This window comes from Sedimenticola selenatireducens, from assembly GCF_963675335.2.
GTDB lineage: Bacteria > Pseudomonadota > Gammaproteobacteria > Chromatiales > Chromatiaceae > Sedimenticola > Sedimenticola selenatireducens.
The window spans coordinates 138,521-163,856 of the sequence record NZ_CAXXYC010000002.1; the positions used below are offsets into that span (position 1 = coordinate 138,521).

Below are 25,336 nucleotides of genomic sequence, written 5' to 3' on the forward strand. Positions count from 1 at the left end.
TCATACCAACCCTTTCAGCAGTCCGATAGTACTGATCAACAGCAGGGCAGAGCCGAGCAGGCGGAAGAACAGCGGCGATTCCCGGTCGAGCATCCGCCGGTGCAGCCGCAATCCCAGCAGATGGCCGACCGTGGCACAGGGCAGCAACCAGAGCTGGTGGATCAGCTGCAGGTCGATGCCGACGGCAATGAAGGCGGCCATCTTGATGGTCACCAGGATGAACCAGAGGACAAACAGGGTATCGCGCAACTGGTGTTTATCCACATGATTGGCGAATACGGCGATGATCAAGGGCGCGCCGATCAGTGAGGAGCCGCTGATGTAGCCACCCAGCATCAGGAACAGGGCATCCACCGCCTTGCTGTTGCTCTTGAAGGGGCGGTTCAGGATATAGCCGATGGCATATACCGCCACGATGGAGAAGATGATGCCGCTCATCACCGCCGGTGGCAGGGTGATCAGGCCGAATACCCCGAGCAGCTTGGGTATGATCATCACCGCCAGCGCATACCGCAGATAGGCCCAGTCGATACCCTGCCTGAAGTCCCCGCCGCTCGCCTTCGCCAAGCTCGACCGCCGTGCGTTCACCAGCACGGTGGAGGAGGAGAACACCAGCAGGTGAATGGCGATGATGGGCAGGAAGATCAATGGCTGGTTTTCGATCAGCAGCAGAAACGGCAGTGACAGGGCCGCCCCGCCAAAGCCCAGTCCCGAGCGCACGAAGCCACTCCAGACAAAGATCAGCGCGATCAGCAGGTATTGATAGGTTTCCAGTTCACTCATTGCCCGGGTAATCCGCAGGGCGAGCAGGGTGAATATCGCATTATTTTCTCGGTTGATAAGTGGATGCGGTCGATGATGTCAGATCGTATAGTCGCTCGCGGGACCTATGATACGCCTTGGCGCGTGGTTGATGCAGTCCGTGCCTGGCTGTTTTGTACACGCCTGTTCCGTGCGATCAATGTCAACTATGCGGGGAAGAAACCGGGGTTGAGAAGTCGCACACGGCGGCATTTTGCTGATCCCTGTCAATTAAATCCGCAAATTTCCGTAGGTCTCTACCGGTTTTATTAAAGTCTCCAAGCAGGTGTCCGATAAGGGGAGTGATAACAAGCTGTGCTGAAACAGTGCCGTTATGCGCGGTATCAGTCGGCCGCCACGTGACTTCCACGTCAGCTTTTTCAGGTTGTTATCCCGATAATGGACTACCTCTATAGCGAAACCTATATATGATCAAATCACTCTTCTTGCGCATGCGCAGCATACACTGGGTCGGTATTACTATTCTGGTGGCCAATGCCCTGGTCCTTACCGAAAATTTCTGGTCCATGGTGATCCAACTGGTGGTGGCTGCGGTTGTTCTGGTACATGACCTGGATGAAAAACGCTGGGGTGTGGACGCCCTGAAACAGATGTCCCACTACATGGAAAACTTTGCCAGAAGGGATCTATCCCAGGAGTGCAAGGTCAACGCCAACTTCAATACTGAACTGGGGCAGGTGCTGTCGGTCATTGACAGCTTCAGGCACAACATCCGTTCGGCGCTGCTGGAGACGAAACAGTTTGCCAGCTCGAACAAGAACGCGGTGCATGACATTAACCAGATGACCGGCGAGATCAATCAGCGCATCAACGGTATTGCCAAGCTGATACAGGAGGCTCACCAGGAACTGGCGGAACTGGACCAGATCACCGACAGCCTTGTTGTGGATGCGGAACAGAGCCAGACCCTGATCCGCAATGTCAGTGAACATCTCAACAAATCCCAGCAGGGAATCAGCGATTTTGGTGAGAAGTTGCGCCGCTATTCGGTCAGCAATCGTGAAATGGCCACGGAGATCGCCCAGCTATCCAACAACACCGATCAGGTCAAAGGGGTGCTGACGGTGGTCAACGGGATAGCCGAGCAGACCAATCTTCTGGCGCTGAACGCGGCTATCGAGGCGGCTCGTGCCGGTGAACAGGGCCGGGGGTTTGCCGTGGTGGCGGACGAGGTGCGGGGCCTGGCGGTGCGCACCCAGCAGAGCCTGGAGGAGATCCACCGGATTATCGCCGATATCACCCAGTCGGTCAGTACATCGACCAAAAAGATGGAGAGTCAGACCACCCTCCTGGAGGGTGTGATGCATACCATGGAGGAGACTATCGAAGTCATTAACGCCGCCACCACTGACGCCGCCAATGCCTCCGGTCAGATGGAACACACGGTCAAGATGTCTTCGCTGTCGCAAGAGAAGAATGCGCATATCGTGGATTGCGTGGCCCAGGTGAATCAGATTTCACAGGCCAATCTGGATGCCATATCGGAAATCAGCAGCCGTATCCAGGAACAGGAGTCAAAGGAAGAGACCATGCAGCTGAAACTGGCGGAGTTCAAGCTCTGATCGGGTATCCCGGGACCCGGCGTTGCCTGGCGCGACGCCGGTCCCTGTCAGTCATAACGCCCCATACCCCCCGGTGACTGGAAGTCGATCTGCGGTCCCTTGGGGATTATGCCGTTCGGGTTGATGGAGGGATGACTGGCGTAGTAGTGAGTCTTGATGTGATCCATGCTTACCGTCTCTGCGATCCCCGGCACCCGGTAGAGCGCACGCAGCCAGGCCCAGAGATTGGGGTAGTCGACAATGCGTTGCTGGTTGCACTTGAAGTGTCCGTAGTAGACCGCATCAAAACGCACCAGGGTGGGGAACAGCCGCCAGTCGGCCTCGGTGGGCCTATCGCCTATTAGCCAGGGGTTCTGCTCCAGCCGCGCTTCAAGCTGATCCAGTGCGTCAAACAACTGGTCGAAGGCTTTTTCATAGGCTGGCTGGGTTTTGGCAAACCCGGCCTTGTAGACGCCGTTGTTCACCCGGTCGTAGACAAATTCATTGAGTTCGTCGATCCGGTTGCGCATTGGCTCGGGATAGAGATCCAGCTCTCCATCGCCCCAGGCATCAAAGGCGCTGTTGAACATACGTATAACCTCCGATGACTCGTTGTTTACGATCTGGTGGCGCTGTTTGTCATACAGTACCGGCACGGTGACCACGCCGTCATAGCCTGGTTTGACCTGCTCATAAAGCTGGGCCAGTTTTCGGTAGCCATGCACATGATCCACCGTGGCCCCGGGATAGCTGCCGAACAGCCAGCTCTCTTCGGGCATGACCGGATGCACCACAGACACCGAGATAACATCTTCCAGGCGTTTCAGTTTACGAAAAATCAGGGTGCGGTGGGCCCACGGGCAGGCCAGTGAGACATAGAGGTGGTAGCGCTCCGGCTCGGCCTTAAAGCCGCCTTCTCCACGCGGGCCTGCCTCGCCCGTGGGGGTCACCCAGTTTCTGAATTGGGATTCCCAGCGTACAAATTCACCTGTTTCACTGTTTTTCATCACTTCACCTATGCTGACGACCGCCAGGCCCCTGGGGCAGATCAAACAGCAGGATCTCCGACTCCTCAACACCGGTCAACTTCACCTGCGGCTCTTCCGACAAGGTGATGGCGTCGCCATCACCCAGGGTTTCGTTGTTGATTACCGCCTTGCCCCTGGCGATATGGACATAGGCGATGCGTTCCGCCGCCAGTTCGTGGGACACCGATTTGCCCGGTTCCAGCAGGGTGCCGTAGATCAGGCCGTCCTGGTGGGCGCTGATGGAGCCGGCGCTGCCGTCTGGCGAGACCAGCAGCTGGAGAAGGTTGCGGCGCTCCGAGGGGGGGAAGTGTTTCTGGGCATAGCCGGGTGTCACACCCTTCCGGTTGGGTAGCAGCCAGATCTGCAGCAGATGTACCGGCTGCTGGTCCGAGTGGTTGAATTCGCTGTGCCGCACCCCGGTGCCGGCGCTCATGCGCTGAATGTCTCCCGGCCGGATGAGTGAGCCGTTGCCCATGCTGTCCTTATGTTCCAGTACCCCATCGAGTACGTAGGTGACAATCTCCATATCCTGATGCGGGTGGGTGGGAAATCCGCCTGCCGGAGCGATCCGGTCGTCATTGATCACGCGCAGGATGGAGATCCCCATGTGGGCCGGATCATAATAATCGGCAAAGGAGAAGCTGTAATGCGTCTCCAGCCAGTCGTGATGCTGATAGCCTCGGTCATTTGCTGCTCTGATCTGTTTCATTTTCCAGACCTCATGTTGATGAATTAGAGTGTAGTTGCTGGGCTTCAGACAACCAATGAATTGCAAGGATAATGCCCCTGAGGCAAAGCAGTTGATGGCCTGCCGGGCTTTATGTCAGCGGGACGATATGGGATAAATGCCCCACAGGATTGGAGGGAAGCGCATGGGATTCACCGATTATCTGAAGGCACTGTTTGCCGACGCTGGCGAAAAGACGACGCAGCCGGTGGCCGCGGTAGCCTATAAGGGATTCGATATTCAGCCGGAGCCAATGGCCGATAACGGCCAGTTCCGGGTGCAGGGCTGGATTACCCGTGATGGGCAAACGCACCATTTTATCCGCGCCGATCTGCTGCCAAACCATGACCTGTGTGTGGAGGAGACCCTGCGCAAGGCGCGTGTGCTGATCGACCAGCAGGGGAGTGACCTGTTCAGATGAGCCGCTCCTGTGGATTGAAAGGTTACCGTCGATGGACCGGTGCGGATGCTGAATAGCGCGGCTTCAACCATTCGGCGGGTCGGCCGGGGACCGCTGCGGCTTTCACCCGAATGGCTGCTGCTGTCGTTATTGCTGACAGGCGGGTTACTGTTCACCGTGCATTCCCAGTGGCTGTGGCGACTGGATCAATTGCTCTATGACGTACAGCTCGACGCCTGGTCACGCCCGGCGCCCGGTGACCTGGTCATTGTCGCCATTGACAGTGCCAGCCTGGCGACTTACGGGCGCTGGCCCTGGCAGCGCAGCCTGCATGCCGATCTGATCGACCGCTTAACTCAGGCGGGTGCGCGTGCCATCTTCCTGGATATTCTGTTTGTCGAGCCGGATGTGCGGGACTCGCAGGGGGATGCACGGCTGGCACAGGCCGTGGCCGACAGCGGCCGGGTGTTTTTGCCGGTCATTATCGAACAACAGCAGTATGGGGAGTTGAGCGAGACGCTGCCGATGCCGGCCCTGCGGGCGCATGTCAAGGGCCTGGGGCATGTGGATATCGACCTGGATCCGGACGGGATTGCCCGACGTGTGTTTCTCCGCGAGGGTCTGGGCAGCGCGCGTTGGCCGAGTATTGGAGTGGTGCTTCTGCAGGAACTGGAGCCTGCCGCGGTTGATCCGTTACCGGGTGGCCGTAATCCGTCGGATGTGCCGGCCGACGCGCAGACCATTGTTCGGGATAACCACATTTTACTGCCCTTTGCCGGTTCGCCCGGTCATTTCCCCAGGATCTCCTACCAGGATGTGCTAACGGGTCGGTTCAACGCGGATGCGTTTGACAACAAGATTGTGCTGGTCGGTGCCACCGCGCCGGGGCTGGGGGATCTGCTGCCGACGCCGGTGTCCGGTTACAGCCGGCCGATGTCGGGAGTAGAGATCAACGCCAATCTGATCGACGCCCTGAGACGTGGCATCACCATTGAGTCGCTGGCTCCGAACCGGCAGCTACAACTGAGTGGGATCATCCTGATGCTGGTGTTTCTATCTTTTCCGCTGTTAAAGCCCAACGTGGTGCTGCCAGTCGTAACCGTTTTGGCGTTATTGACGTTGGGTATGAGCGGTCTGCTGCTGCACATGTTGCATCTCTGGTTTCCTCCGACGGCGGTTTTAATCGGTCTGCTGCTCGGTTTTCCACTCTGGAGCTGGCGGCGTATGGTACGGACGGTGCACTATTTTGAGCAGGAGTTAACCCGGTTGCGCGCGGAACCGCGCGGCATCGGATTTCATCAATCTCCGATGCAGATCTCCCGCGGACTCCGGTTCCTGCAAATGCTCCTGTCACTCGATGGCTGGATATTGCTGGATGCCGACGACGCTGTTCTTGAGCGCAATAGTTGGCGAGCTCCGCCCACCGCGCCTGTGCTGTCAATTCCACTGGAGCCGCTGATCCAGCAGCAGCGGGTTTGGATTCGCATACCACGGGGTGACGGCCACTGGAAGCTTGGAATCGAGATGAATGGGGAGCGCAGGGTGGATGATATGTCGCTGCAACTGCTGAGCGATTACACCCAACAGTTTGCCATCACCTATCTGCCCGAGCGCAGGGGCAATATTGAATTGGTGGAGCGGCAGGTGCGGCGGGTGCAATCGGCTATTGCCGACCTGAGGGCGGTGCGCAGACTGTTGTCCGATATCCTGCGCCAGATGGTGGACGGCATGCTGGTGATCAATCTGGGTGGCGAAGTGGTGATGAATAATACCCAGGCGGTGCGTCTGCTTGGCTTGCCGAATGAATCCGACCTGTCGATGATGGAGATGCTGACTCTGGCCGAGCGGATGGAGATCAAGAGCAGTGAGGGACTGGCGGGTGCACTACGCCAGGTATTGGTAAAAGGCGAAACCATGTCATTGGAGGGGCGGATTCTTCAAGGCAGTGAACTGCTGATACAGATCTCGCCGCTGACCGTTGCTGGAGGGCATTTTAATGGGGCGATTGTCATCCTATCCGACATCACCCGGCTAAAAGAGAGTGAACGTAGACGGACACAGACGCTGAATTTTCTCTCCCATGATCTGCGTTCACCGCTGACTTCGATGATCTCCATGCTGGAGATACAACGCGCGGATGTCGGGCAGATGGGCCAGGCCGAGATGGTCGAACGTATCGAAGGCTATGCTCACAAGGCACTGAAACTGGCGGATGATTTTCTGCGTTTGGCCAAGGCGGAAAATGCGGATTATGATGATTTTCAGGAGATTGATCTGGTATCGGTTGGGCACAACGCAGTCGATGCCGTTTTCGCCGAGGCGCAGAAGAAAACAATCCGTCTGGTGCGCGATATGCGTCTGGAGCAGGCCTGGATTAAAGCGGACGGTGCGCTACTGGAGCGTGCGCTGATCAATCTGCTGGAGAACGCCATACGCCACAGTCCGGCCGGCGCAGTTGTTGAATTGCAGATGGACGCCGCAGCGGATGAAATCCACTGTCGAGTCAAGGATCAGGGACCGGGCATCGCCGAGGCGGATCAGATGCGGATATTTGCCCCCTTTCAGCAGGTCAGGAAAGGGGATGGCAAGGAGCAAAAAGGCACCGGGCTTGGGCTTGCCTTTGTAAAAGTGGTGGCCGCGAAACATCGTGGGCGGATCAGTGTCCAAAGTGAAGTCGGCAGCGGTACCCGGTTCTGCCTTACGCTGCCTTTTACCAATGAACCACCGGTGGAGAACGAAACAGGAGTCGGATTGGAATGATTGAAAAGATAAAGCAGTTCTTCGAGGCCCACCTGTCTCCCGATTCTGACACCATGGCAAGGGATCCGGAACACGCTCTCCGGCTGGCGGTTACCGTGTTGCTGTTTGAAGTGGCAGAGTCGGATTTCCAGCAGCAGCCAGAGGAGAAGGAAGCGTTGTTGCAGGCGGTACAGCGCTATTTCGGTCTGGGCCAGGAGCAAGCTGAGGCGTTGCTGTCCATGGCCGAGTCGGAGCACGCCGACTCCACTGACTATTACGAGTTTACCCGCCTGATCAATCAGCACTACACCGCCGAACAGAAGAACCAACTGATCGAGACACTGTGGCAGATCGCCTTTGCCGACCAGTCACTGCACCGCTACGAGGAGCATGTCATACGCCGGCTGTCAGAACTGCTCTATGTACCTCACTCGGTCTTCATCACGGCAAAGCACCGGGCCGATAATCGCTCGACATGATCACCTGTTCTTGACTCAGGAATCACGGGGCTCCATGCTGCATAAGCCATTTTATTGGAATACTATTAATGGGCTGCCGGCTTGATCGGCTGTACTTTATTCACCGTTTTTTTGGTGTGGTTATCAGGAGAGGGAAAATAATGAAAAAGGGTCTGCTTCAATCTGTGATGATGATTTCACTGCTCGGTACTGCCTCGTCGGCCGCTCTGGCCGAGGAGGGTATCCAGGGGGCGATTGATTTCAGGGAGTCGGTCATGACCACTTATAAATGGTACATGGACCCGATGGGGGCGATGGTAAAAGGCAAGATCCCGTTTGATGCCGCATTTTTTAAAAGCCGCGCCGAGGGTCTGGCCAATGCCTCCCGTCTGGATGTCTCTGAAGGCTTTCCGAAAGGATCAGTGGGTGAGAGTGAAGCCAAGCCGGAAATCTGGGATAACTGGGATGATTTTTTGAGCAAATACCAGAACATGCAAGATGAGGCGGTCAAGTTGCAGCAGGTGGCGGCGACGGGTGACGAAGCGGCAATAAAGGCGCAGTTTGGAAAAACCGGTGAAACCTGTGGTAGTTGCCATAAAAAATACCGCAGCAAGAAATAGTCGCATTACTTGGTGATCGTGTGCCGGGCCGGCCTGTGCCGGCCCGGTGCGTCCCCGGGATTTTTTCCTGGCTGGACCTCCTGCCCGTTATTGGTATGATCCCCGGCTATTTATTCAAGGCACAGGAGCGCTTACCGGCGTGATCAGTCAACCAGCACCACTCTTTGACCCGTACAGTCTGGGTAATCTCCAGCTAGATAATCGAGTCGTAATGGCCCCCCTGACCCGCAGCCGGGCGGGTGCCGGTTTTGTGCCGACTCCACTGATGGCCGAATATTATGCCCAGCGCGCATCGGCGGGGTTGATTATCGCCGAGGCTTCGCAGATTTCCCAGCAGGGGCAGGGCTATCAGGATACCCCGGGTATCTACAGCCAGGAACAGACCGACGGCTGGCGTCTGGTGACCGATGCGGTGCACGCCGTCGGTGGCCATATCTTCCTGCAGCTCTGGCATGTGGGACGGGTGTCTCATAGCAGCCTGCAACCCGATGGCGGCCAGCCGGTCGGTCCCTCGGCCATCCGGGCGGACGCCCTGACCTTTGTCGATGGGGCGTTTGTCACCGCCAGCCAACCCCGGGCGCTGGCTCTGGATGAAATTTCCGGGATCGTGCAGGCCTATCGACAGGCAACCCGCAATGCCCTGGAGGCCGGTTTCGACGGGGTGGAGATCCATGCCGCCAACGGCTACCTGATTGACCAGTTCCTGCGCGACGGGTCGAACCATCGGAATGACCGGTATGGCGGTTCGATCGAGAATCGCAGCCGTTTTCTCAGGGAGGTGATGGCGGCGGTGATTGAAGAGGCAGGTGTTGGACGGGTAGGGGTGAGGCTATCCCCGGTCAGTCCGGCCAATGGGGTAAGCAATGCGGATAATTGGGCCCTGTTTGAATCGGTGTTTGATCAACTGGAGCAGCTTGCGCCAGTCTATGTTCATGTAATCGAAGGTGCCACCATGTCATCCCGGGACCATGATCCCGAGTTTGATTTTCAACGGCTGCGAGCGCGCTTCAGTGGTACCTATATCGCCAATAATGGATATACCGCTGAGCTGGCGCACGCGTTGACCGCTAAAGACCCCAACGCGCTGGTGGCCTTTGGTCGGTCATTCATCGCCAATCCTGATCTGGTGCGGCGACTTAAGCTCAATGCACCGTTGCAGCGCCTGGACAAGCAGACCCTTTATGGTGGTGGTGCCGCCGGGTATACGGACTACCCTGCGTTGGCCATGCAGCCGGGTGATTGAGTCGGGGGTGGAGTTACGCTTGCGGGCTAACTCGACGATTCTGTTATCGTATTAGCGTCGCGCAATTCAACAACGACGGATGAATGTAATCCAGGCACTGCGACGACGGTGTCGTCGTCACAAAAATCGGCCTGACTGGCGAGCCGTGTTATCCCGGTCGGCCATTGCCTGGTGGTAAAGGGCGCGGTAATGCTCGGCGCTGGCGTTCCAGGAGTAGTCGCTGCCCATCGCGGTGATCTGCAACTGCTGCCATGTATCGGTTTGCAGGTATAGTTCAAGCGCGCGCTGAAGAGTGGCCAGCAGATCGGCGGATGTCTGTGTTGGGATGACAAAGCCGTTGGCCGTTCCGTTTTTTATGGTCCGGGTATTGGCGTCCACCACGGTATCCGCCAGGCCGCCGACATTCCTTACCACCGGCAGGGTGCCGTAGCGCAGGCTGTAGATCTGGTTCAGTCCACAAGGTTCAAATGATGATGGCATCAGGAACAGGTCGCTGGCAGCCTCCAGCCGGTGTGACAGCGGTTCGTTATAGCCGATGATCACTTTCAATTGTTCGGGGTGTCGGCTTGCCCACTCCGTGAGCTGCAACTCGTAATGAATGTCTCCGGTTCCGACAATGATCAGCTGGGCGGGCATCGCCAGTAGATCGGCCATGCCCTGCAGGATGATCTCAAGACCTTTTTGCTCGACCAGCCGGCTGATCATGCCGATCAGCGGAACCCCGGCATCCACCGGGAGTCCCAACTGTTGCTGCAGACGGGTCTTGTTGATGCTTTTTTGCTGCAGATTTTGTATGCCGTAGGGTGCCTGGAGATACTTGTCGTTCTGCGGATTCCATACCTTGCTGTCGATTCCATTGAGTATGCCGGAAAGCCTGTCCCGGCGATGCCGCAGCAGTCCCTCCAGTCCGTAGCCGAATTCGGGTTGCAGGATTTCACGTGCATAGGTCGGGCTGACGGTATTGATACGATCGGCAAAGGCCAGTCCACCCTTGATGAATGAGAGCTGGCCATAGAACTCAAGTCCGTCGGGGTGCCAGAGCCTGGCCGGCAGATTCAGATCCAGAAAGGTTTGATAATCAAACAACCCCTGGTAGGCGAGATTGTGAATGGTGAACAGGGTGGCCGGCCGGCTTTGGTGCAGTTGCAGCAGCGCCGGCACCAGGCCGGATTGCCAGTCGTTGCCATGCACGATGTCGGGTTGCCAGTTGAGGCTCAGTCTGTTCAGTGCAATATCGACAGCCACAAGGCAGAAGATGGCGAAGCGCAAGGCGTTGTCATGCCAGGGCTCGCCATTGCCGTCGATATAGGGGCCACCGGGGCGATCGAATGCCGCCGGACAGTGTACCAGCCAGGTAATGACGCCGCTTTCCGGCAAGCGGGTTTCGAACAGTCTCACCTCCTGGTTGTAGTAGCTGCCGCTGGCCAGCAGGGTCGGCTGTTTTATCCAGCGCATGACCTCCGGATAAGCCGGCAGGAGTATCCGCATCTCCTGACCCAATTTCGTCAGGGCAGGCGGCAGGCTGCCGGCGACATCGGCGAGGCCCCCGGTTTTTATCAGTGGAAACAGTTCGCTGGTCAGGTACAGAACGTTATTCATGTTATTTTTGCGAGTATCAGTCCGGCCAGGGGCGGCAGGTCAAGGCACAATGAGGCCGGTCGGCCCATCCAGGGTGTATCGTCGGCCATCAATACTTCACCGCTCCCCGCATTACTGCCGGCATAATAGACCGAATCAGAATTGAGAATCACCCGGTAGCTGCCGCTTGTGGGCGTGCCGATCCGGTAACCCTTCCTGATGACCGGGGTAAAATTCAGCACCACCAGCAGATGCTCACCGTCCGCTGTGCGCAGATAGGAGAGGACCGACTGATCCGAATCGTGGCAGTCGATCCATTCGAATCCCGCGTAATCGAAATCGTACCGGTATAACGCCGGTTGGGTGGTGTAGAGCCGGTTCAGATCGGCAACCAGTCGCCTGACTCCCTGGTGCAGGGGATATTGCACCACATACCAGTCCAGCGCCTGGTCGCTGTTCCATTCATCGCCCTGGCCGAATTCACTGCCCATGAACAGCAGTTTTTTTCCGGGATAGGTAAATTGATAGGTATAGAGCAGGCGCAGATTGGCGAACCGCTGCCACTCATCCCCCGGCATTTTGTTGAGCAGGGAGCTTTTTTCGTGCACCACCTCGTCATGGGAAAACGGCAGGATAAAGTTTTCATTGAAAATGTACAGCAGTCCGAAGGTCAGTTGGTCATGGTTATAGCGGCGGTACACCGGGTCCTGCTGCATATAGTTCAGGGTGTCGTGCATCCAGCCCATGTTCCATTTCATACTGAAACCCAACCCGCCGAGGTGGACCGGGCGGGTGACTTGTGGCCAAGAGGTCGATTCCTCCGCGATCATGAGGGCGCCCGGATAGCGGTCGTGAACCACGCTGTTCAGTTCCCGGAGAAAGGCGATGGCTTCCAGGTTCTCATTACCGCCATGCTGGTTCGGTATCCAGTCGCCTGCCTCGCGTGAATAGTCGAGGTAGAGCATGGAGGCGACGGCGTCTACCCGCAGGCCGTCTATGTGGTACTCCTCAAGCCAGTAAAGCGCGCTGGCGAGCAGGAAGTTTTTCACTTCGTTGCGGCCGTAATTGTAGATCAGGGTTCCCCAGTCCCGGTGTTCTCCCCGCCGTGGATCCTCGTGTTCATAGAGCGCGGAGCCGTCAAAGCGAGCGAGGCCATGCTCATCCTTGGGAAAGTGTGCCGGAACCCAGTCCAGCAGGACGCCGATCTCATGGGAATGGCAGTAATCGACAAAGTAGCGGAAATCCGCGGCATCGCCGAAGCGGCTGGTCGGTGCGAAATATCCTGTTGTCTGATAACCCCAGGAGGCATCCAGCGGGTGCTCGGTGATCGGTAGCAGCTGGATATGGGTAAAGCCGGTCTCCTTGAGATAGACCACCAGTTGATGAGCCAGCTCCCGGTAGTTGAGAAAGTGGTTATCCCGGTCGCGTTGCCATGAACCGAGATGGCATTCATAGATGGAGAGCGGCTCATGCAGCCACGCCTGGCCGGCTCTTGCCGCCATCCATCCGTTGTCCTGCCAGGGGAAAGGCAGTGCCTGTTTGGCCACTGAAGCTGTGCGCGGACGCAGTTCCATCTGTTGCGAGTAGGGATCGGTTTTGGTCAGGATGGCTCCAGAATCACGGTTACGGATTTCGTATTTATACAGACTGCCGCTTGGCAGATCGGGGATGAACAGTTCCCAGACGCCGCTAATCCCGCGCGAGCACATGGGATGACGGCGTCCATCCCAGTTGTTGAAGTCGCCGATAACACTGACCCGTTCGGCATTGGGCGCCCAGGTGGCGAACCGTATGCCGTCTATGCCATCAATGCACTTAAACTGTGCGCCGAGGATGTTGTAGATATGAAAGTGTCTGCCCGCGGAAAAAAGCTGCAGGTCTTCGTCTGAAATCTGCAGGGGAAAGCTGTAAGGGTCATGGAATAGGCTCACCCGCTGATGTGTATCCAGTCGCCGCAATCGGTAATACCGGGGGATTGCCTGGGGATCTCCGGTATAGACAAAAAAGTCACTATCCCCAATGCGCGCGAGTGATTGATCCGGCTGTTCCAGGGAGAGTTCAAGCGTGTCTGGTGAGTAGCACAACAAGGGGCCGTCACTCTGGCATTGTTGCCTGCCCAGTACGGCACAGGGGTTGTAATGTGCCGCATTGGCAATCCGGTCAAGATCCTGTCTGACGGTAGAGAGATAGCTCAATGTCTGACGGTCCAATTCATTGGTGAGAGCGGTCATTACGCAGCCTTCCTGTAGCGGGCGTTATTCACGGTTAATCCCGAAAGTATAAATAATATCTATGTGGAACAATTTTACTGCATAAGTCGATGCTTTGTCGGTAGAACAACATGGTAGCCAAAATAGACTGGATAATTCATATTTTCTAACTACGCTTTACTAGGCGTGTAGCGGATGTGTACCGGAACGCCAGGAGTTTTTTCGGGAATCCGCTGGCTGAGAGTTCAGTGGCTGTGATCAATTTGACCTGGATAGCCCCTGCTTCGGGAGCGAAGTCTCGCGAGGCGTGGGCGCGCTGCCGATGGTAGAAAATTATTACAGATCATGAAGTGATGGATAACACAGGGAAAGTACGTCGATGAAGTATAAAAACTCACCCCGCTTTATCAGTTATCTGACCCGCAACGCGCTGGCCCTGATATTGGCAGGTGGGCGGGGAGTACGCTTGAAGCAGTTGACAAAATGGCGCGCCAAACCGGCGGTGCCGTTTGGCGGAAAGTTTCGAATTATAGATTTCTCCCTGTCAAATTGCGTCAACTCGGGTATTCGCCGTATCGGGGTGCTGACGCAATATAAATCTCACTCTTTGAATTTGCACATACAACGGGGATGGGGGCATTTTCGTGGAGAGCTGCGGGAGTTCGTGGAGCTGCTGCCGGCGCAACAACGTATTGAGGCATCCTGGTACTCCGGTACGGCGGACTCGGTTTACCAAAATCTGGATATTATCCGCACCCACTCTCCTGATCATGTGCTGATCCTCGCCGGCGATCATATCTATAAAATGGATTACGGCACCATGTTGGCGAGACATGTTGATTATAACGCCGATGTAACCGTGGGTTGTATTGAAGTCCCCCTGGAAAAGGCATCGGCCTTCGGTGTCATGAGCGTTGATGAGGAGATGCGCATCAACAAGTTCGTGGAAAAACCGGAGACACCTGAGTCCATACCCGGCAATAACCGGTACGCCTTATGTTCGATGGGAATCTATATTTTCAATACGAAGTTTTTGTACGAGCAGTTGATCCGTGATGCCGATGATCCAAAGTCCAGTCATGATTTTGGCAAGGATGTGCTTCCCCGAATCATCGATAGATACCGGGTCTGTGCCTATCCATTTACCGATTCCGACAATCGTGTACAGGCCTACTGGCGCGATGTGGGAACGGTTGATGCGTTCTGGGAAGCGAACCTGGAATTGACTGCCGTCACTCCGGAGTTGAACCTGTATGACGATGAGTGGCCGATATGGACCCTGCAGGAACAACTGCCGCCAGCCAAGTTCATTTTTGATGATGAAAAGCGCCGGGGCATGGCTATTGATTCGATGGTTTCCGGTGGCTGTATCATCTCCGGTGCAATGGTCAGGCGCTCACTATTGTTCTCTCATGTCAGTGTCAATGATTACTCACGGGTGGAATCATCTGTGGTACTGCCGGAGGTCACCATCGGGAAACGGTGTCGCATCAGTCGTGCGGTAATCGACAAGGGGTGTGATATTGCCAATGACATGGTGATAGGAGAGAACCCCGAGGAGGACCGCGAAAAATATTATGTGACACCGAATGGTGTTGTCCTGGTTACACCTGAAATGCTTGGGCAGTCGCTTCACCATGTCCGATAAAAATTCCCGGCACAAGGTGATCAACGTTGTTCTTTACTGGCATATGCACCAGCCGGACTATCGTGATCAGCGAAATGGCGAGTACCAGCAGCCCTGGACCTATCTGCACACTATCAAGGATTATGTGGATATGGTGGCGCATCTGGAAAACAACCAGCAGGCCAGGGCGGTTGTCAATTTTGCGCCGATACTGCTGGAGCAGATAGAAGACTATACAAGCCAGCTGGATAACTACCTGCATCACGGAAAAGCGCTTCGCGATCCGCTGCTGGCGGCTCTGATAGACCCGGTTCTGTACCTGGATATCCATAGACGGCTTAAATTGATCAAGTCCTGTCTAAGGGCCAATAAACTTCGATTGATCGAGCGTTACCCGCAGTTCAATATCCTCGCGGATATGGCGCAGAATGCCATGAAGGCTCCGGAAAAACTTGCCTATTACTCCGATCAGTATTTTGTCGATCTGCTGGTCTGGTATCACCTGGCCTGGCTGGGAGAGACCGTGCGAAGGAGTGATGCCCGTGTTAAATCGTTAATGAACAGGTGCTGCAACTACACCATACATGACCGCCATCTGATAATCGAACTGATCCATGAATTGATCGGTGGCGTGATTGGCCGATACCGGCGACTTGCCGAGTCGGGAAGAATCGAATTGTCCTTGACGCCCTATGCCCACCCGATGCTGCCCCTGCTGATGGATTTCAAGTGTGCCGAGGAGTCCCTGCCGGATACGCAGCTTCCGTTATCACCGGTTTATCCCGGGGGTGAAGCGCGCTGTCGCTGGCACATGGAGCAGGGACTGGCGGTGTTTGAAAAACATTTCGGATTCCTGCCGGCCGGTTGCTGGCCATCCGAAGGGGGGATCAGTGGCGAGTGCGTGGAGCTGATTGCCGGGATGGGGATTAAGTGGCTGGCCAGCGGGGAGACGGTGTTGAGAAACTCCCTGAACAGATCACAACTGGAACAACCTCCCTGCATACACGATGCCTATAATTACGGGAACAGAGAGATCGCCTGTTTTTTTCGCGATGATGGTCTTTCCGATCTGATCGGCTTCAAGTATTCCAATTGGCATGCGGATGATGCCGTGGCCAACCTGGTACATCATCTGGAAACCATTGCGCAGACTTGTGCCGATAAGAGCGAGCCGGTGGTCTCCATCATCATGGATGGCGAGAATGCCTGGGAACACTACCCGGAGAACGGCTATTATTTTTTATCCGGGCTGTATGAAAAACTGAGCAGTCACGAAGGCATCAGACTCACCACCTATAGTGATTATCTCCAGCGGGCGACGAGCGACAAGCCGAGGCTGGAGCAGATTGTGGCCGGTAGCTGGGTCTATGGGAATTTTTCCACCTGGATTGGTGAGAAAGGGAAAAACCGGGCATGGGATATGCTCGTTGAAGCAAAAAATACCTATGACAAGGTAGTGAGTAGCGGGACCCTGGATGACGAGAGTTACCGCAATGCCACGTTGCAGTTGGCTACCTGTGAAAGTTCCGACTGGTTCTGGTGGCTGGGTGAGTACAATTCGGCAGAGTCCGTGGCGATGTTTGATGAACTCTTCCGCTTGCACCTTAGCAACCTTTATCAATTGCTTGAAGTGGAATCACCGGACTATCTCACCCGGGTCTTCTCCGTGGGTACCGGTGCGCCGGCCATGGGAGGCACGATGCGACCAGGCAGGCAGGAGTGATTGATCAAATCAGCAGTGAGCGGCAATCCATGGACAAATCACGTTGTGCAGGCATCCTGTTGCATCCGACCTCCCTGCCGGGCCCACTCTCCGGCGGCGATATCGGGCATGAGGCCTATCGCTTTGTCGAATTTCTGCACGCCTGTGGCATCAAGGTCTGGCAGATGTTGCCGCTCTGTCCGCCGCATGAGGATCTCTCTCCCTACCAGTGTTTCTCGGCGCATGCGGGGAATCCGGCACTGATCAGCCTTGACTGGCTGGTTGATAGAGGCTGGCTGGATCTCGAAGCTATTCGTCAACCTCAAGTGAACGGCCGGTACCGGTCCATCTGTCTAGAGCAGGCGCATAACCAATTTAATCAGGTGCCGCCGGATAGTGAGTGGAAGGGCCGTTTGCAAGAGTTCAGACTGAGTAACAAGTCCTGGCTCGACGACTTTTGCCTGTTTGTCGGACTAAAAAAAAGATACGGAATGAAACCCTGGTATCTGTGGCCGCCGGGGTTACGCCAGCGCAACAAGTCGGCGCTGTTGCAGGCGGCAAGTGAACTGTCGCAAGAGATCGATCAAGCGGTTTTTGAGCAGTTTGTGTTTTTCACCCAGTGGCGCGAGATTCGTGAATACGCCGCCCGGTACAACGTGCGTATTTTTGGCGACATGCCAATTTTCGTTTCCCATGACAGTGCAGATGTCTGGGCCAATCGTGAAAACTTCCAGGTAAATGAAGACGGTAGTATGACTTATGTGTCCGGCGTGCCACCCGATGCGTTTTCTCCTACGGGACAGAAGTGGGGCAATCCACTCTATGACTGGGAGTACATGCAGCGTGACGGGTTCAAGTGGTGGAAAGATCGGCTGGCAACCCTGCTGCAGTTATTCGACCTGATTCGCGTGGACCATTTTCGCGGGCTCGATGCCTGCTGGGAAATACCGGCAGAGGACGAAACGGCCATCAACGGACACTGGCGTGATGTCCCCGGTGAGACCCTGTTGAAGGCACTGCACGACTGCTATCCGTCTCTGCCCCTGATTGCTGAAGATCTTGGCGTCATCACTGATCGGGTCCACGCACTTAAGGAGCGTTTCGGCCTGCCGGGAATGAAGGTGCTGCAGTTTGCCTTCGACGGGAATAGCGCCAATCCTCATCTGCCGCATCGGCACAGACATTGTGACGTGGTGTATACGGGTACGCACGACAATGACACAACGCTTGGCTGGATCAAGGATGAAGAAAAATACAATGAGGATTTCTTTTTGGCCTATAGCGGCTGTCGCAGTGATTCGGCGGAAGAGCAGATGCTGGCCATGCTGCGCATGGCATTATCATCGGTGTCGTTTCTCTGCGTGTTGCCCATGCAGGATATTCTGTTGCTCGATTCCAGCGCGCGCATGAATACACCGGGAACTGTCTGCGGCAACTGGGCCTGGCGCTTTTCCTGGCACCAGGTAAATCCCGAGCGAACTGAACAAATTACCCGTTTAATAGCCTTGTACCAGAGGTGAAAGCATGTCCAACTTGAACAAGGAGTGCAACGATGAGCTGTTTGATATCGAGACTCCGGCCTCCGACAGTGATGCCATTGCCAGTGATTTTCAGCGCTATCTGACGCAGCATCTCGGGCGGTTTATCGGCTGCATGCCGCTCTATCAATACGAGGCGCTGGCCCTCACCATCCGGGACAGAATAATGACCGACTGGCGGGATACCTGGCGGCGTTATGATGAGCAGGGCGTACGCCGGGCCTATTATCTGTCACTGGAGTTTCTGATCGGTCGTTCGCTGGGCAATCATATACTCAATCTTGGGCTTGACCGTGAAACCGAAGAGGCGATGAACCGGTTTGCCCTGGACCTTGAAGGGATTATGTCTGAAGAGGTGGATGCCGGGCTGGGCAATGGGGGGCTCGGCCGACTGGCCGCCTGTTTCATGGACAGTTGCGCCTGCCTGCAATTACCGGTAATCGGTTATGGCATACGCTACCAGTACGGCATGTTCAGGCAGAAAATAGAGAACGGTTTCCAGGTAGAGGAACCGGATCACTGGCTACGTGACGGCAACCCCTGGGAGCTGGAACGCCCCGAGTTCAAAAACCTGATCCGTTTCGGAGGGCGGGTCGAGACTGTCACCGACAGCCAGGGGAAAAGCCGCAGCGTCTGGGTGGATACCGCCAATGTGCTGGCGATACCCTATGATGTGCCGATCTCCGGTTACAGAAACCACACCATCAATACCTTGCGCCTGTGGTCCGCCAGTGCGACCAGCGACTTCAATCTCGAGGAGTTCAATGCGGGCAGTTACTCGGAAGCGGTGGAGGCCAAGAACGATGCCGAGCATATCACCATGGTGCTGTATCCGAATGATGTGAGTGAAAACGGCAGGGAGCTGCGCCTGAAACAACAATATTTCCTCGCCTCGGCAAGCCTGCAGGATGTCCTGAGAATGTGGGAGAACAACCAGGGCCGCGATTACGCAAGTTTCAAGTCACGGAATGTATTCCACCTCAATGACACCCATCCAACGATTGCGGTCGCCGAACTGATGCGGTTGCTGATGGATGAAAAGGGCCTGGCCTGGGATGAGGCGTGGGAGATCACCAGCCATTGCATGGCCTATACCAATCATACCCTGCTCCCCGAGGCGCTGGAGAAGTGGCCCGTGGCCCTGTTTGAATATCTGCTGCCGCGGCTGTTGCAGATCATCTATGAGATCAATGCCCGGTTTCTCAGGATGGTCGCGATGAAATGGCCTGGAGATACGCAGCGGCAACGCCGGATGTCCATTATTGAAGAGGGCGAGGTCAGACAGATTCGCATGGCCTACCTGGCTATTGTCGGCAGTTTTTCAGTAAATGGTGTGGCCGCCCTGCATTCCCGGTTGTTGAGCTGTGGACTGTTCAGGGACTTTTATGAGCTGTGGCCGGAGCGGTTCAACAATAAAACCAACGGGGTGACGCCACGGCGCTGGGTGGCTTATGCCAATCCCGGCATGAGTGCCCTGATCACAGAGAAGATCGGTCATGACTGGGTACAGGATTATGGGAAGATCGCCGCTCTTGGTGCCTATGCCGATGATGAAGGATTCAGGCAGCGCTGGCATGCGGTGAAGCAGGCGAACAAGCAGCGGCTGGCGGATATGGTGATGCACTATTGTCAGGTTGAGTTCGACACGGACGCGCTGTTTGATGTGCAGGTTAAACGGATACACGAATACAAGCGCCAGCTGCTGAATATGCTGCACGTGATTCACCTGTATGACCGGATAAAGCGGGGTGATATCGAACATTGGACCAATCGCTGCGTCCTTATCGGCGGTAAGGCGGCGCCCGGTTACCGGATGGCCAAGAACATTATCAAGCTGGTGAATAATGTGGCAGAGGTGGTGAACAACGACCCGCAGGTGAATGGTCTGCTCAAACTGGCCTTTATACCCAATTACGGTGTTTCAAAAATGGAGGTGATCTGTCCCGGTACGGATCTCTCGGAACAGATATCAACCGCCGGCAAGGAGGCTTCGGGTACCGGCAATATGAAATTCATGATGAATGGCGCCGTTACCATCGGCACTTATGACGGCGCCAATATCGAGATCATGGATGCGGTGGGAGAAGACAACTTTTTCCTGTTTGGTCTGCGTGCCGAGGAGGTTGACAGGGAGCATGCCAAATACAATCCCGGCCTGCTGATCGAGCAGGATGAGGATCTGCGGCGGGTGATGCATCTGCTGCGTTGCGGCCACTTCAGCACCTTCGAGTCCGCTATCTTTGAAGAGCTGATCGACTCTCTGCAGAGCCCCGGCGATCCATGGCTGACCCTGGCCGACTTCAGAAGTTACATAGATGCCCAGAAGCGGGTGTCGCTGGCCTACCAGGATCGAAGTTGCTGGCTGAAAATGAGTATCGCCAATACCGCCTGTAGCGGCCATTTCTCAACAGACAGAACTATCAGTGAATACAATGAGGGGATCTGGAAACTCCAGGCCAGGCCCCGGGATGAACAGTCTCGCTCAAGAACAGCAATAAAGGAGACGTAACTGGGCCGAAAGGGAAGAGGTGCATATGTCAGATTTAACCGAGCTGGCCGTGTGGTCGGCGCTCAAACATCACTATGCCGAGATTCGTCACCAACACATGCGCGATATGTTTAACGAGGATCAGCAGCGGTTTGACCGGTTCTCCCTGCGGATCAACGATATTCTCTATGACTATTCCAAGAACCATATAACGTCTGAAACCCTCGGGCTGCTGGTGCAACTGGCGGAGCAGGCGCAACTGCCGCGCTGGATTGAGCGGTTATTTAATGGTGATCTCATTAACAACACCGAGCGCCGTGCAGTTCTGCACACTGCCCTGAGAGCCAGGGCGGGGGATGAGATCATCCTGGACGGAGTCAATGTGGTCAGTGAAATCAGTCACGAGCGGCTGCGGGTCAACCGGCTGGGGGAAGCGATACGGACCCGGGAGTGGCGCGGCGTGACTAATCAGCCGATAACCGATGTGGTCAATATCGGTATCGGTGGCTCGCATCTTGGACCGTTGATGGTTACCGAGGCACTCAGGCCTTTTACGCTGCATGACCTGGATGTGCACTTTGTATCTAACGTGGATGAAAATCACATCAACGATACGCTGGAGTTTCTCAACCCCGAGACGACATTTTTCATTATCTCGTCCAAGACCTTCACCACCCAGGACACCATGGTCAATGCCGAAACGGCACGGCAATGGTACATACACAAGGTCGGCTCCGCCGAACAGATCCAGCGCCACTTTGCGGCCGTCACCTCCAACGCGCGTCTGGCCCGGGAGTTTGGCATCGCCGAGGATAATATATTCAAGATCTGGGATTGGGTCGGCGGGCGTTATTCACTCTGGTCCGCCATCGGTCTGGCGATCGTGGTAGCCATCGGATCCAGGCAGTTCGATCAGTTGCTGGAAGGGGCGCATGATGTGGATGTGCACTTCAGACAAACACCGTTGGAACGGAATATCCCGGTTATCATGGCCATGCTCGGGATCTGGTATAACAACTTTTTTAACGCCCAGACCATGGCGATCCTGCCCTATGATCAGCACCTGCACTGTTTTCCCGGCTATCTGCAACAGGCGGACATGGAGAGCAATGGCAAGTGCGTGGACCGCAGCGGCAGGGCGGTGGATTACTCCACCGGCCCAGTGCTGTTCGGCGAGATTGGTATTGCCGCGCAACATGCGTTTTTCCAGTTGTTGCATCAGGGCACCAAGCTGGTTCCTGCGGATATCCTGGCGCCGATCTACACCGTTCGCTGCATCCAGCGTCATCACCGGGCGTTGATGTCCAATGTGTTCGCCCAGGCCGAGGCGCTGATGCGCGGCAAGACCGCCGAGGAGGCGCGTCAGGAGATGCTGGCGACTGGGATGGAGTCTGCGGAGATCGAGCGGCTGTTGCCGTATCGGGTATTTCCCGGCAATCGGCCAACCAGCACCCTGTTGTTCAATACGCTGGATCCCAAAACCCTGGGTTCGCTCATCGCCCTGTATGAGCACAAGATATTTGTCCAGGGTGTTATCTGGAATATCAACTCCTTCGATCAGTGGGGGGTGGAGCTGGGCAAACAGCTGGCATCAACCATTCGGCAGGAGCTGGATGATGGACGGACGGTTTCCGGTCATGACTGTTCCACCAATGGCCTGATCAACTATTACAAACGCCAGCGGCCGGTAAACAGGCAGCAGACGTAGCGGGGTTGCTATGCGAATTCTGGCCGGTGATATCGGTGGCACCCACGCACGTCTGATCTATGTGGACGACAACTCGGATTGTCCGGTCAGGCATAGCGGCAGTTATGCCTGCGCAGGCTACCCGGGACTGATGCCCGTGATCGAGTCATTTCTGTCCCACTATGCTATCGATAAATCGTTTGACGCCGTCTGTCTCGCGGTGGCCGGGCCGGTGTTTGCAGGCGAGGCCGTAATCACCAATCTGCCCTGGGAGATTTCCGCCGACAGGCTCGCGGCCCAGTTGGGCACCAGAAACATGTTTCTGATCAATGATCTGGTTGCCGTGGCCTGGGCCGTGCAGGGACTTCAGCCGGACCGGATTGTGCTGTTGCAGGCGGGGCTCGATCAACCTGCAACCCCGCGCAGGGCGGCGGTGGTGGGTGTCGGTACCGGACTGGGGGCAGCTGAACTGGTCTGGAGCGAGGGGCATTACACCGCGTTCAGCAGCGAGGCGGGGCATGCAGGGTTTGCCCCGGCCACGGTTGAGCAGGAGCAACTGCTGGCCTGGCTGCATCAACGGCATGACCGCGTCAGCGTCGAGATGCTGCTCTCCGGTAACGGCATTCACAAACTCTACAGGTTTTTCAGGGATGTCCTGGGAGTAACCGAATCCAGCCGGGTAGCGGTTCAGATAGCGCAAGCCGATGATCCGGCAGCGCTGATCAGTCGGCGAGCCCTGGCCGCTGATGATGAACTCTGCACCCGCGCCCTGGCCTGTTTTGTTGAAATCCTCGGGGCGGCGGTGGGGGATATCGCCCTGCACTATTTCCCGCTCAATGCCGTCTATCTGGCCGGTGGTGTGGTGGCCGGGATAGCACCTCTGCTGCAAGACCACCGATTTCTTCATGCATTGACCCGCAAAGGTCCCATGCGGACCCATCTGCAGAAGCTGTCGGTGACCCTGATCATGTCCGGCACGGCCGGCCTGGATGGCGCCGTTGCCTATGCCCGCCGGCGGTGTGTGCGGTGAATACATGACGGTCGGATTGCCCGGCTCAGGTGTAGGGCGAATTAGCGGCAGCGTCATCCGACAATTAATCCATGCCAGATGTGCCGGAAATGTTGTCGGGTTACGCCCTGACGGGCTAACCCGACCGAGGCTACTACATCCGGAACATCCAATGGGTTGCCGGAATGTTAGTTGGAGATCAGCTCTTCGATCGTTTTAACAACAGCTGCCTGTTCGTCCTCCATCGCGATCCGCTTTTGCTCGGTCAGCATTTCGCGCAGGATCTCCAGGGTGGTCAGGGGATTGGCCAGTACCACCCGAAATACCGTGATGATGTCATTGTCGTATTTTGGCCGAGAGAGCCGGGTACGGGAGACAAAGCTTTGACCGGCCGCGCGCTGACTTTTCTGGATCTGTTTGGTCAGGGTGTTGAGTTGGCGGTTGATTGTGGCGCGCTGCTCCGTGGAGGCATAGGAGAGTGCCGCCTGCACGTCGGCCGGAACATAGCGGTAAGTAAGCAGATTCAGTTCCGGGCGGGTGATCAGCTCAAAATTGGGGTCGGCCGCGATCATTTCGGCAAATGCCCTGGCGATATCGATTCCCTTGTCTATCAGCAGTTCATAACCCTTGCGGCCGATAATGTTCAGTGCCGAGTGAACCAGCATGGCTGTGCCCGGGCGTGAACCCTCCAGGGTGTGGCTGCCGAGATCCTTGGAGCCCTTGCGCAGAATATACTCGGCATGGTGTTCAATACTGGCCAGAGAAGCGGGGTTCTTGAACAGCACCATGCCCGCACCCATCGGCACATAGAGCTGTTTGTGGGCGTCGATGGTTACCGAGTCGGCCCGCTCAATCCCCTTAAGAAGTGGCTTGTGGGTTTCAGAGAACAGAGTGGGCCCTCCCCAGGCGGCATCAACATGGAAATGACACCCTTGCTGTTCGGCGATATCCGCCAGCCGGTCCAGCGGGTCCACATTGCCGGTCTCGGTGGTACCGGCGATGCCCACCAGACTGAGTATTTTGATGCGTTGTTCCCTGAGGCGTGCGCAGGTCGCCAGTAGCTGCCCGATATCGATGCGGTTATCCCGGTCAGTCGGAATGGCGACGATCGCATCCCGGCCGATCCCCAGGAGGTCGGCCGCCTTGCCGAAGGAGTAGTGTCCGCGTTGCGAAATCAGTACCGCGACCCCTTCGCACTGGTAGTGTTTGAGCGCCCGGTAGAAGCCCTCACGGGCGATCCCGCGAAAACCTTCAGTGGCAGGGAACAGGTTATTGCGCGCCACCCAGAGCGCGGTGATATTGGCCAGGGTGCCGCCAGAGCAGAAGGCCCCCAAGGCGCAGTCCCGATCGTGCATCCAGTGCTGGTAATAGGCGTCGTCGTTGCCGTAGATCATGGCGTGAAGCATGCCCAGCACCTGCCTTTCCATCGGTGTAAAGGCCTTTGAGGTCTCTATTTTGACCAGATTCTGGTTCAGCGCCGTCATGATTCGTGACAGCGGCAGCATGAAGCTCGGCAGCGCGGAGGTCATGTGGCCGACGAACCCGGGAGCGGCGGTATGCACCGACTGGGCTACCAGTGTGTCCAGCAGGAAATCGGTATAGTCAGAGACGAAAGTGGGCTGTTCAGGAATCCGGGGAGAAGAGAAGTCCTGTTCGATGATCGCCAGATCCTGTTCGGTTGCCACGATCCGGTTGCGCAGAAATCCGGTCAGGTTCTGGGATATCTCCTGGTCGATCTTGCCCAGTGTGGAGTCGGGTGATTCAGGTATGGTGAAAATCCGATACAGATTACTCAGATTGGCGACCGCATGTTTCTGGTCACTTGCTTTGCCTGGATTCATCATCGCTTTTGGAACACTCTGCTGATTGCCAGGGGTTGAATGTAGAGCCTGACCCGGACTCTGTCGAGTATTTTTTGC

The 25,336-nt window shown here is 56.2% G+C and carries 18 protein-coding genes; 12 read left to right on the forward strand and 6 right to left on the reverse strand.

The window, feature by feature from the left end; all coding sequences use genetic code 11:
• Positions 1 to 783, reverse strand: a complete 783-nt coding sequence (locus ACHZBF_RS03190) for a sulfite exporter TauE/SafE family protein (protein ID WP_321527664.1) — start codon at positions 781 to 783, stop codon at positions 1 to 3.
• A gap of 446 nt (positions 784 to 1,229) precedes the next feature.
• Here ACHZBF_RS03190 and ACHZBF_RS03195 point away from each other — a divergent pair, with 446 nt between their 5' ends.
• The gene (locus tag ACHZBF_RS03195) at positions 1,230 to 2,384 is read left to right on the forward strand and encodes a methyl-accepting chemotaxis protein (protein ID WP_321527665.1); all 1,155 of its coding nucleotides are present in this window, start codon (positions 1,230 to 1,232) and stop codon (positions 2,382 to 2,384) included.
• Positions 2,385 to 2,431: 47 nt separating this feature from the next.
• Here the strand turns inward: ACHZBF_RS03195 and ACHZBF_RS03200 are convergent, their stop codons facing one another.
• Together ACHZBF_RS03200 and ACHZBF_RS03205 are read right to left on the reverse strand one after the other, a co-directional pair.
• Positions 2,432 to 3,370 carry a glutathione S-transferase family protein gene (locus ACHZBF_RS03200; RefSeq protein ID WP_321527666.1) on the reverse strand — a complete coding sequence of 313 codons (939 nt, stop codon included), beginning with the start codon at positions 3,368 to 3,370 and terminating at the stop codon, positions 2,432 to 2,434.
• Between the two features lie 4 nt (positions 3,371 to 3,374).
• Complete coding sequence (locus tag ACHZBF_RS03205; RefSeq protein ID WP_321527667.1) at positions 3,375 to 4,100, reverse strand: pirin family protein; 726 nt, start codon at positions 4,098 to 4,100, stop codon at positions 3,375 to 3,377.
• A 163-nt stretch (positions 4,101 to 4,263) separates the two neighbouring features.
• On the opposite strand from ACHZBF_RS03205, the gene ACHZBF_RS03210 reads away from it, so the two are divergent.
• From ACHZBF_RS03210 to ACHZBF_RS03230, 5 genes are all read left to right on the forward strand, one after another.
• Positions 4,264 to 4,539: an HlyU family transcriptional regulator gene (locus tag ACHZBF_RS03210; RefSeq protein WP_273437114.1), complete on the forward strand. Its 276-nt coding sequence runs from the start codon at positions 4,264 to 4,266 to the stop codon at positions 4,537 to 4,539.
• A gap of 45 nt (positions 4,540 to 4,584) precedes the next feature.
• Positions 4,585 to 7,278 carry a CHASE2 domain-containing protein gene (locus ACHZBF_RS03215; protein WP_321527668.1) on the forward strand — a complete coding sequence of 898 codons (2,694 nt, stop codon included), beginning with the start codon at positions 4,585 to 4,587 and terminating at the stop codon, positions 7,276 to 7,278.
• Complete coding sequence (locus ACHZBF_RS03220; RefSeq protein ID WP_029132799.1) at positions 7,275 to 7,736, forward strand: tellurite resistance TerB family protein; 462 nt, start codon at positions 7,275 to 7,277, stop codon at positions 7,734 to 7,736. Before ACHZBF_RS03215 ends, ACHZBF_RS03220 begins: the two co-directional genes overlap by 4 nt.
• A 140-nt stretch (positions 7,737 to 7,876) precedes the next feature.
• A complete protein-coding gene (locus ACHZBF_RS03225) occupies positions 7,877 to 8,335 on the forward strand; it encodes a c-type cytochrome (RefSeq protein WP_029132798.1) in 459 nt (152 codons plus the stop codon).
• Between the two features lie 139 nt (positions 8,336 to 8,474).
• Positions 8,475 to 9,578, forward strand: coding sequence for an alkene reductase (locus ACHZBF_RS03230; protein ID WP_335342944.1), 1,104 nt, complete (start codon positions 8,475 to 8,477; stop codon positions 9,576 to 9,578).
• Between the two features lie 117 nt (positions 9,579 to 9,695).
• Here the strand turns inward: ACHZBF_RS03230 and glgA are convergent, their stop codons facing one another.
• Both glgA and glgB read right to left on the reverse strand, forming a co-directional pair.
• Positions 9,696 to 11,177, reverse strand: a complete 1,482-nt coding sequence (glgA, locus tag ACHZBF_RS03235) for a glycogen synthase GlgA (protein ID WP_321527669.1) — start codon at positions 11,175 to 11,177, stop codon at positions 9,696 to 9,698.
• Complete coding sequence (glgB, locus tag ACHZBF_RS03240; protein WP_321527670.1) at positions 11,174 to 13,387, reverse strand: 1,4-alpha-glucan branching protein GlgB; 2,214 nt, start codon at positions 13,385 to 13,387, stop codon at positions 11,174 to 11,176. Before glgB ends, glgA begins: the two co-directional genes overlap by 4 nt.
• A 358-nt stretch (positions 13,388 to 13,745) precedes the next feature.
• Here glgB and glgC point away from each other — a divergent pair, with 358 nt between their 5' ends.
• From glgC to glk, 6 genes are read left to right on the forward strand one after another with little or no spacing between them, the layout of a single operon-like run.
• Positions 13,746 to 15,014, forward strand: coding sequence for a glucose-1-phosphate adenylyltransferase (gene glgC, locus ACHZBF_RS03245; protein WP_273437121.1), 1,269 nt, complete (start codon positions 13,746 to 13,748; stop codon positions 15,012 to 15,014).
• A complete protein-coding gene (locus tag ACHZBF_RS03250) occupies positions 15,004 to 16,716 on the forward strand; it encodes a glycoside hydrolase family 57 protein (protein WP_321527671.1) in 1,713 nt (570 codons plus the stop codon). The genes glgC and ACHZBF_RS03250 overlap by 11 nt, the downstream gene beginning before the upstream one ends.
• Complete coding sequence (gene malQ / locus ACHZBF_RS03255; protein ID WP_321527672.1) at positions 16,713 to 18,215, forward strand: 4-alpha-glucanotransferase; 1,503 nt, start codon at positions 16,713 to 16,715, stop codon at positions 18,213 to 18,215. The genes ACHZBF_RS03250 and malQ overlap by 4 nt, the downstream gene beginning before the upstream one ends.
• Positions 18,216 to 18,219: 4 nt before the next feature.
• The gene (locus ACHZBF_RS03260) at positions 18,220 to 20,742 is read left to right on the forward strand and encodes a glycogen/starch/alpha-glucan phosphorylase (RefSeq protein ID WP_321527673.1); all 2,523 of its coding nucleotides are present in this window, start codon (positions 18,220 to 18,222) and stop codon (positions 20,740 to 20,742) included.
• Positions 20,743 to 20,767: 25 nt separating this feature from the next.
• Positions 20,768 to 22,429 (forward strand): glucose-6-phosphate isomerase, encoded by a 1,662-nt coding sequence (gene pgi / locus ACHZBF_RS03265; RefSeq protein WP_029132792.1) that lies wholly within the window; start codon positions 20,768 to 20,770, stop codon positions 22,427 to 22,429.
• 10 nt (positions 22,430 to 22,439) lie between these two features.
• Positions 22,440 to 23,438, forward strand: coding sequence for a glucokinase (gene glk, locus ACHZBF_RS03270; RefSeq protein WP_029132791.1), 999 nt, complete (start codon positions 22,440 to 22,442; stop codon positions 23,436 to 23,438).
• Positions 23,439 to 23,605: 167 nt separating this feature from the next.
• On the opposite strand, the gene panP is transcribed toward glk, so the two are convergent.
• On the reverse strand, positions 23,606 to 25,261 hold the full coding sequence (panP, locus tag ACHZBF_RS03275) for a pyridoxal-dependent aspartate 1-decarboxylase PanP (protein ID WP_245621684.1): 1,656 nt from the start codon (positions 25,259 to 25,261) through the stop codon (positions 23,606 to 23,608).
• Positions 25,262 to 25,336: the final 75 nt, after the last annotated feature.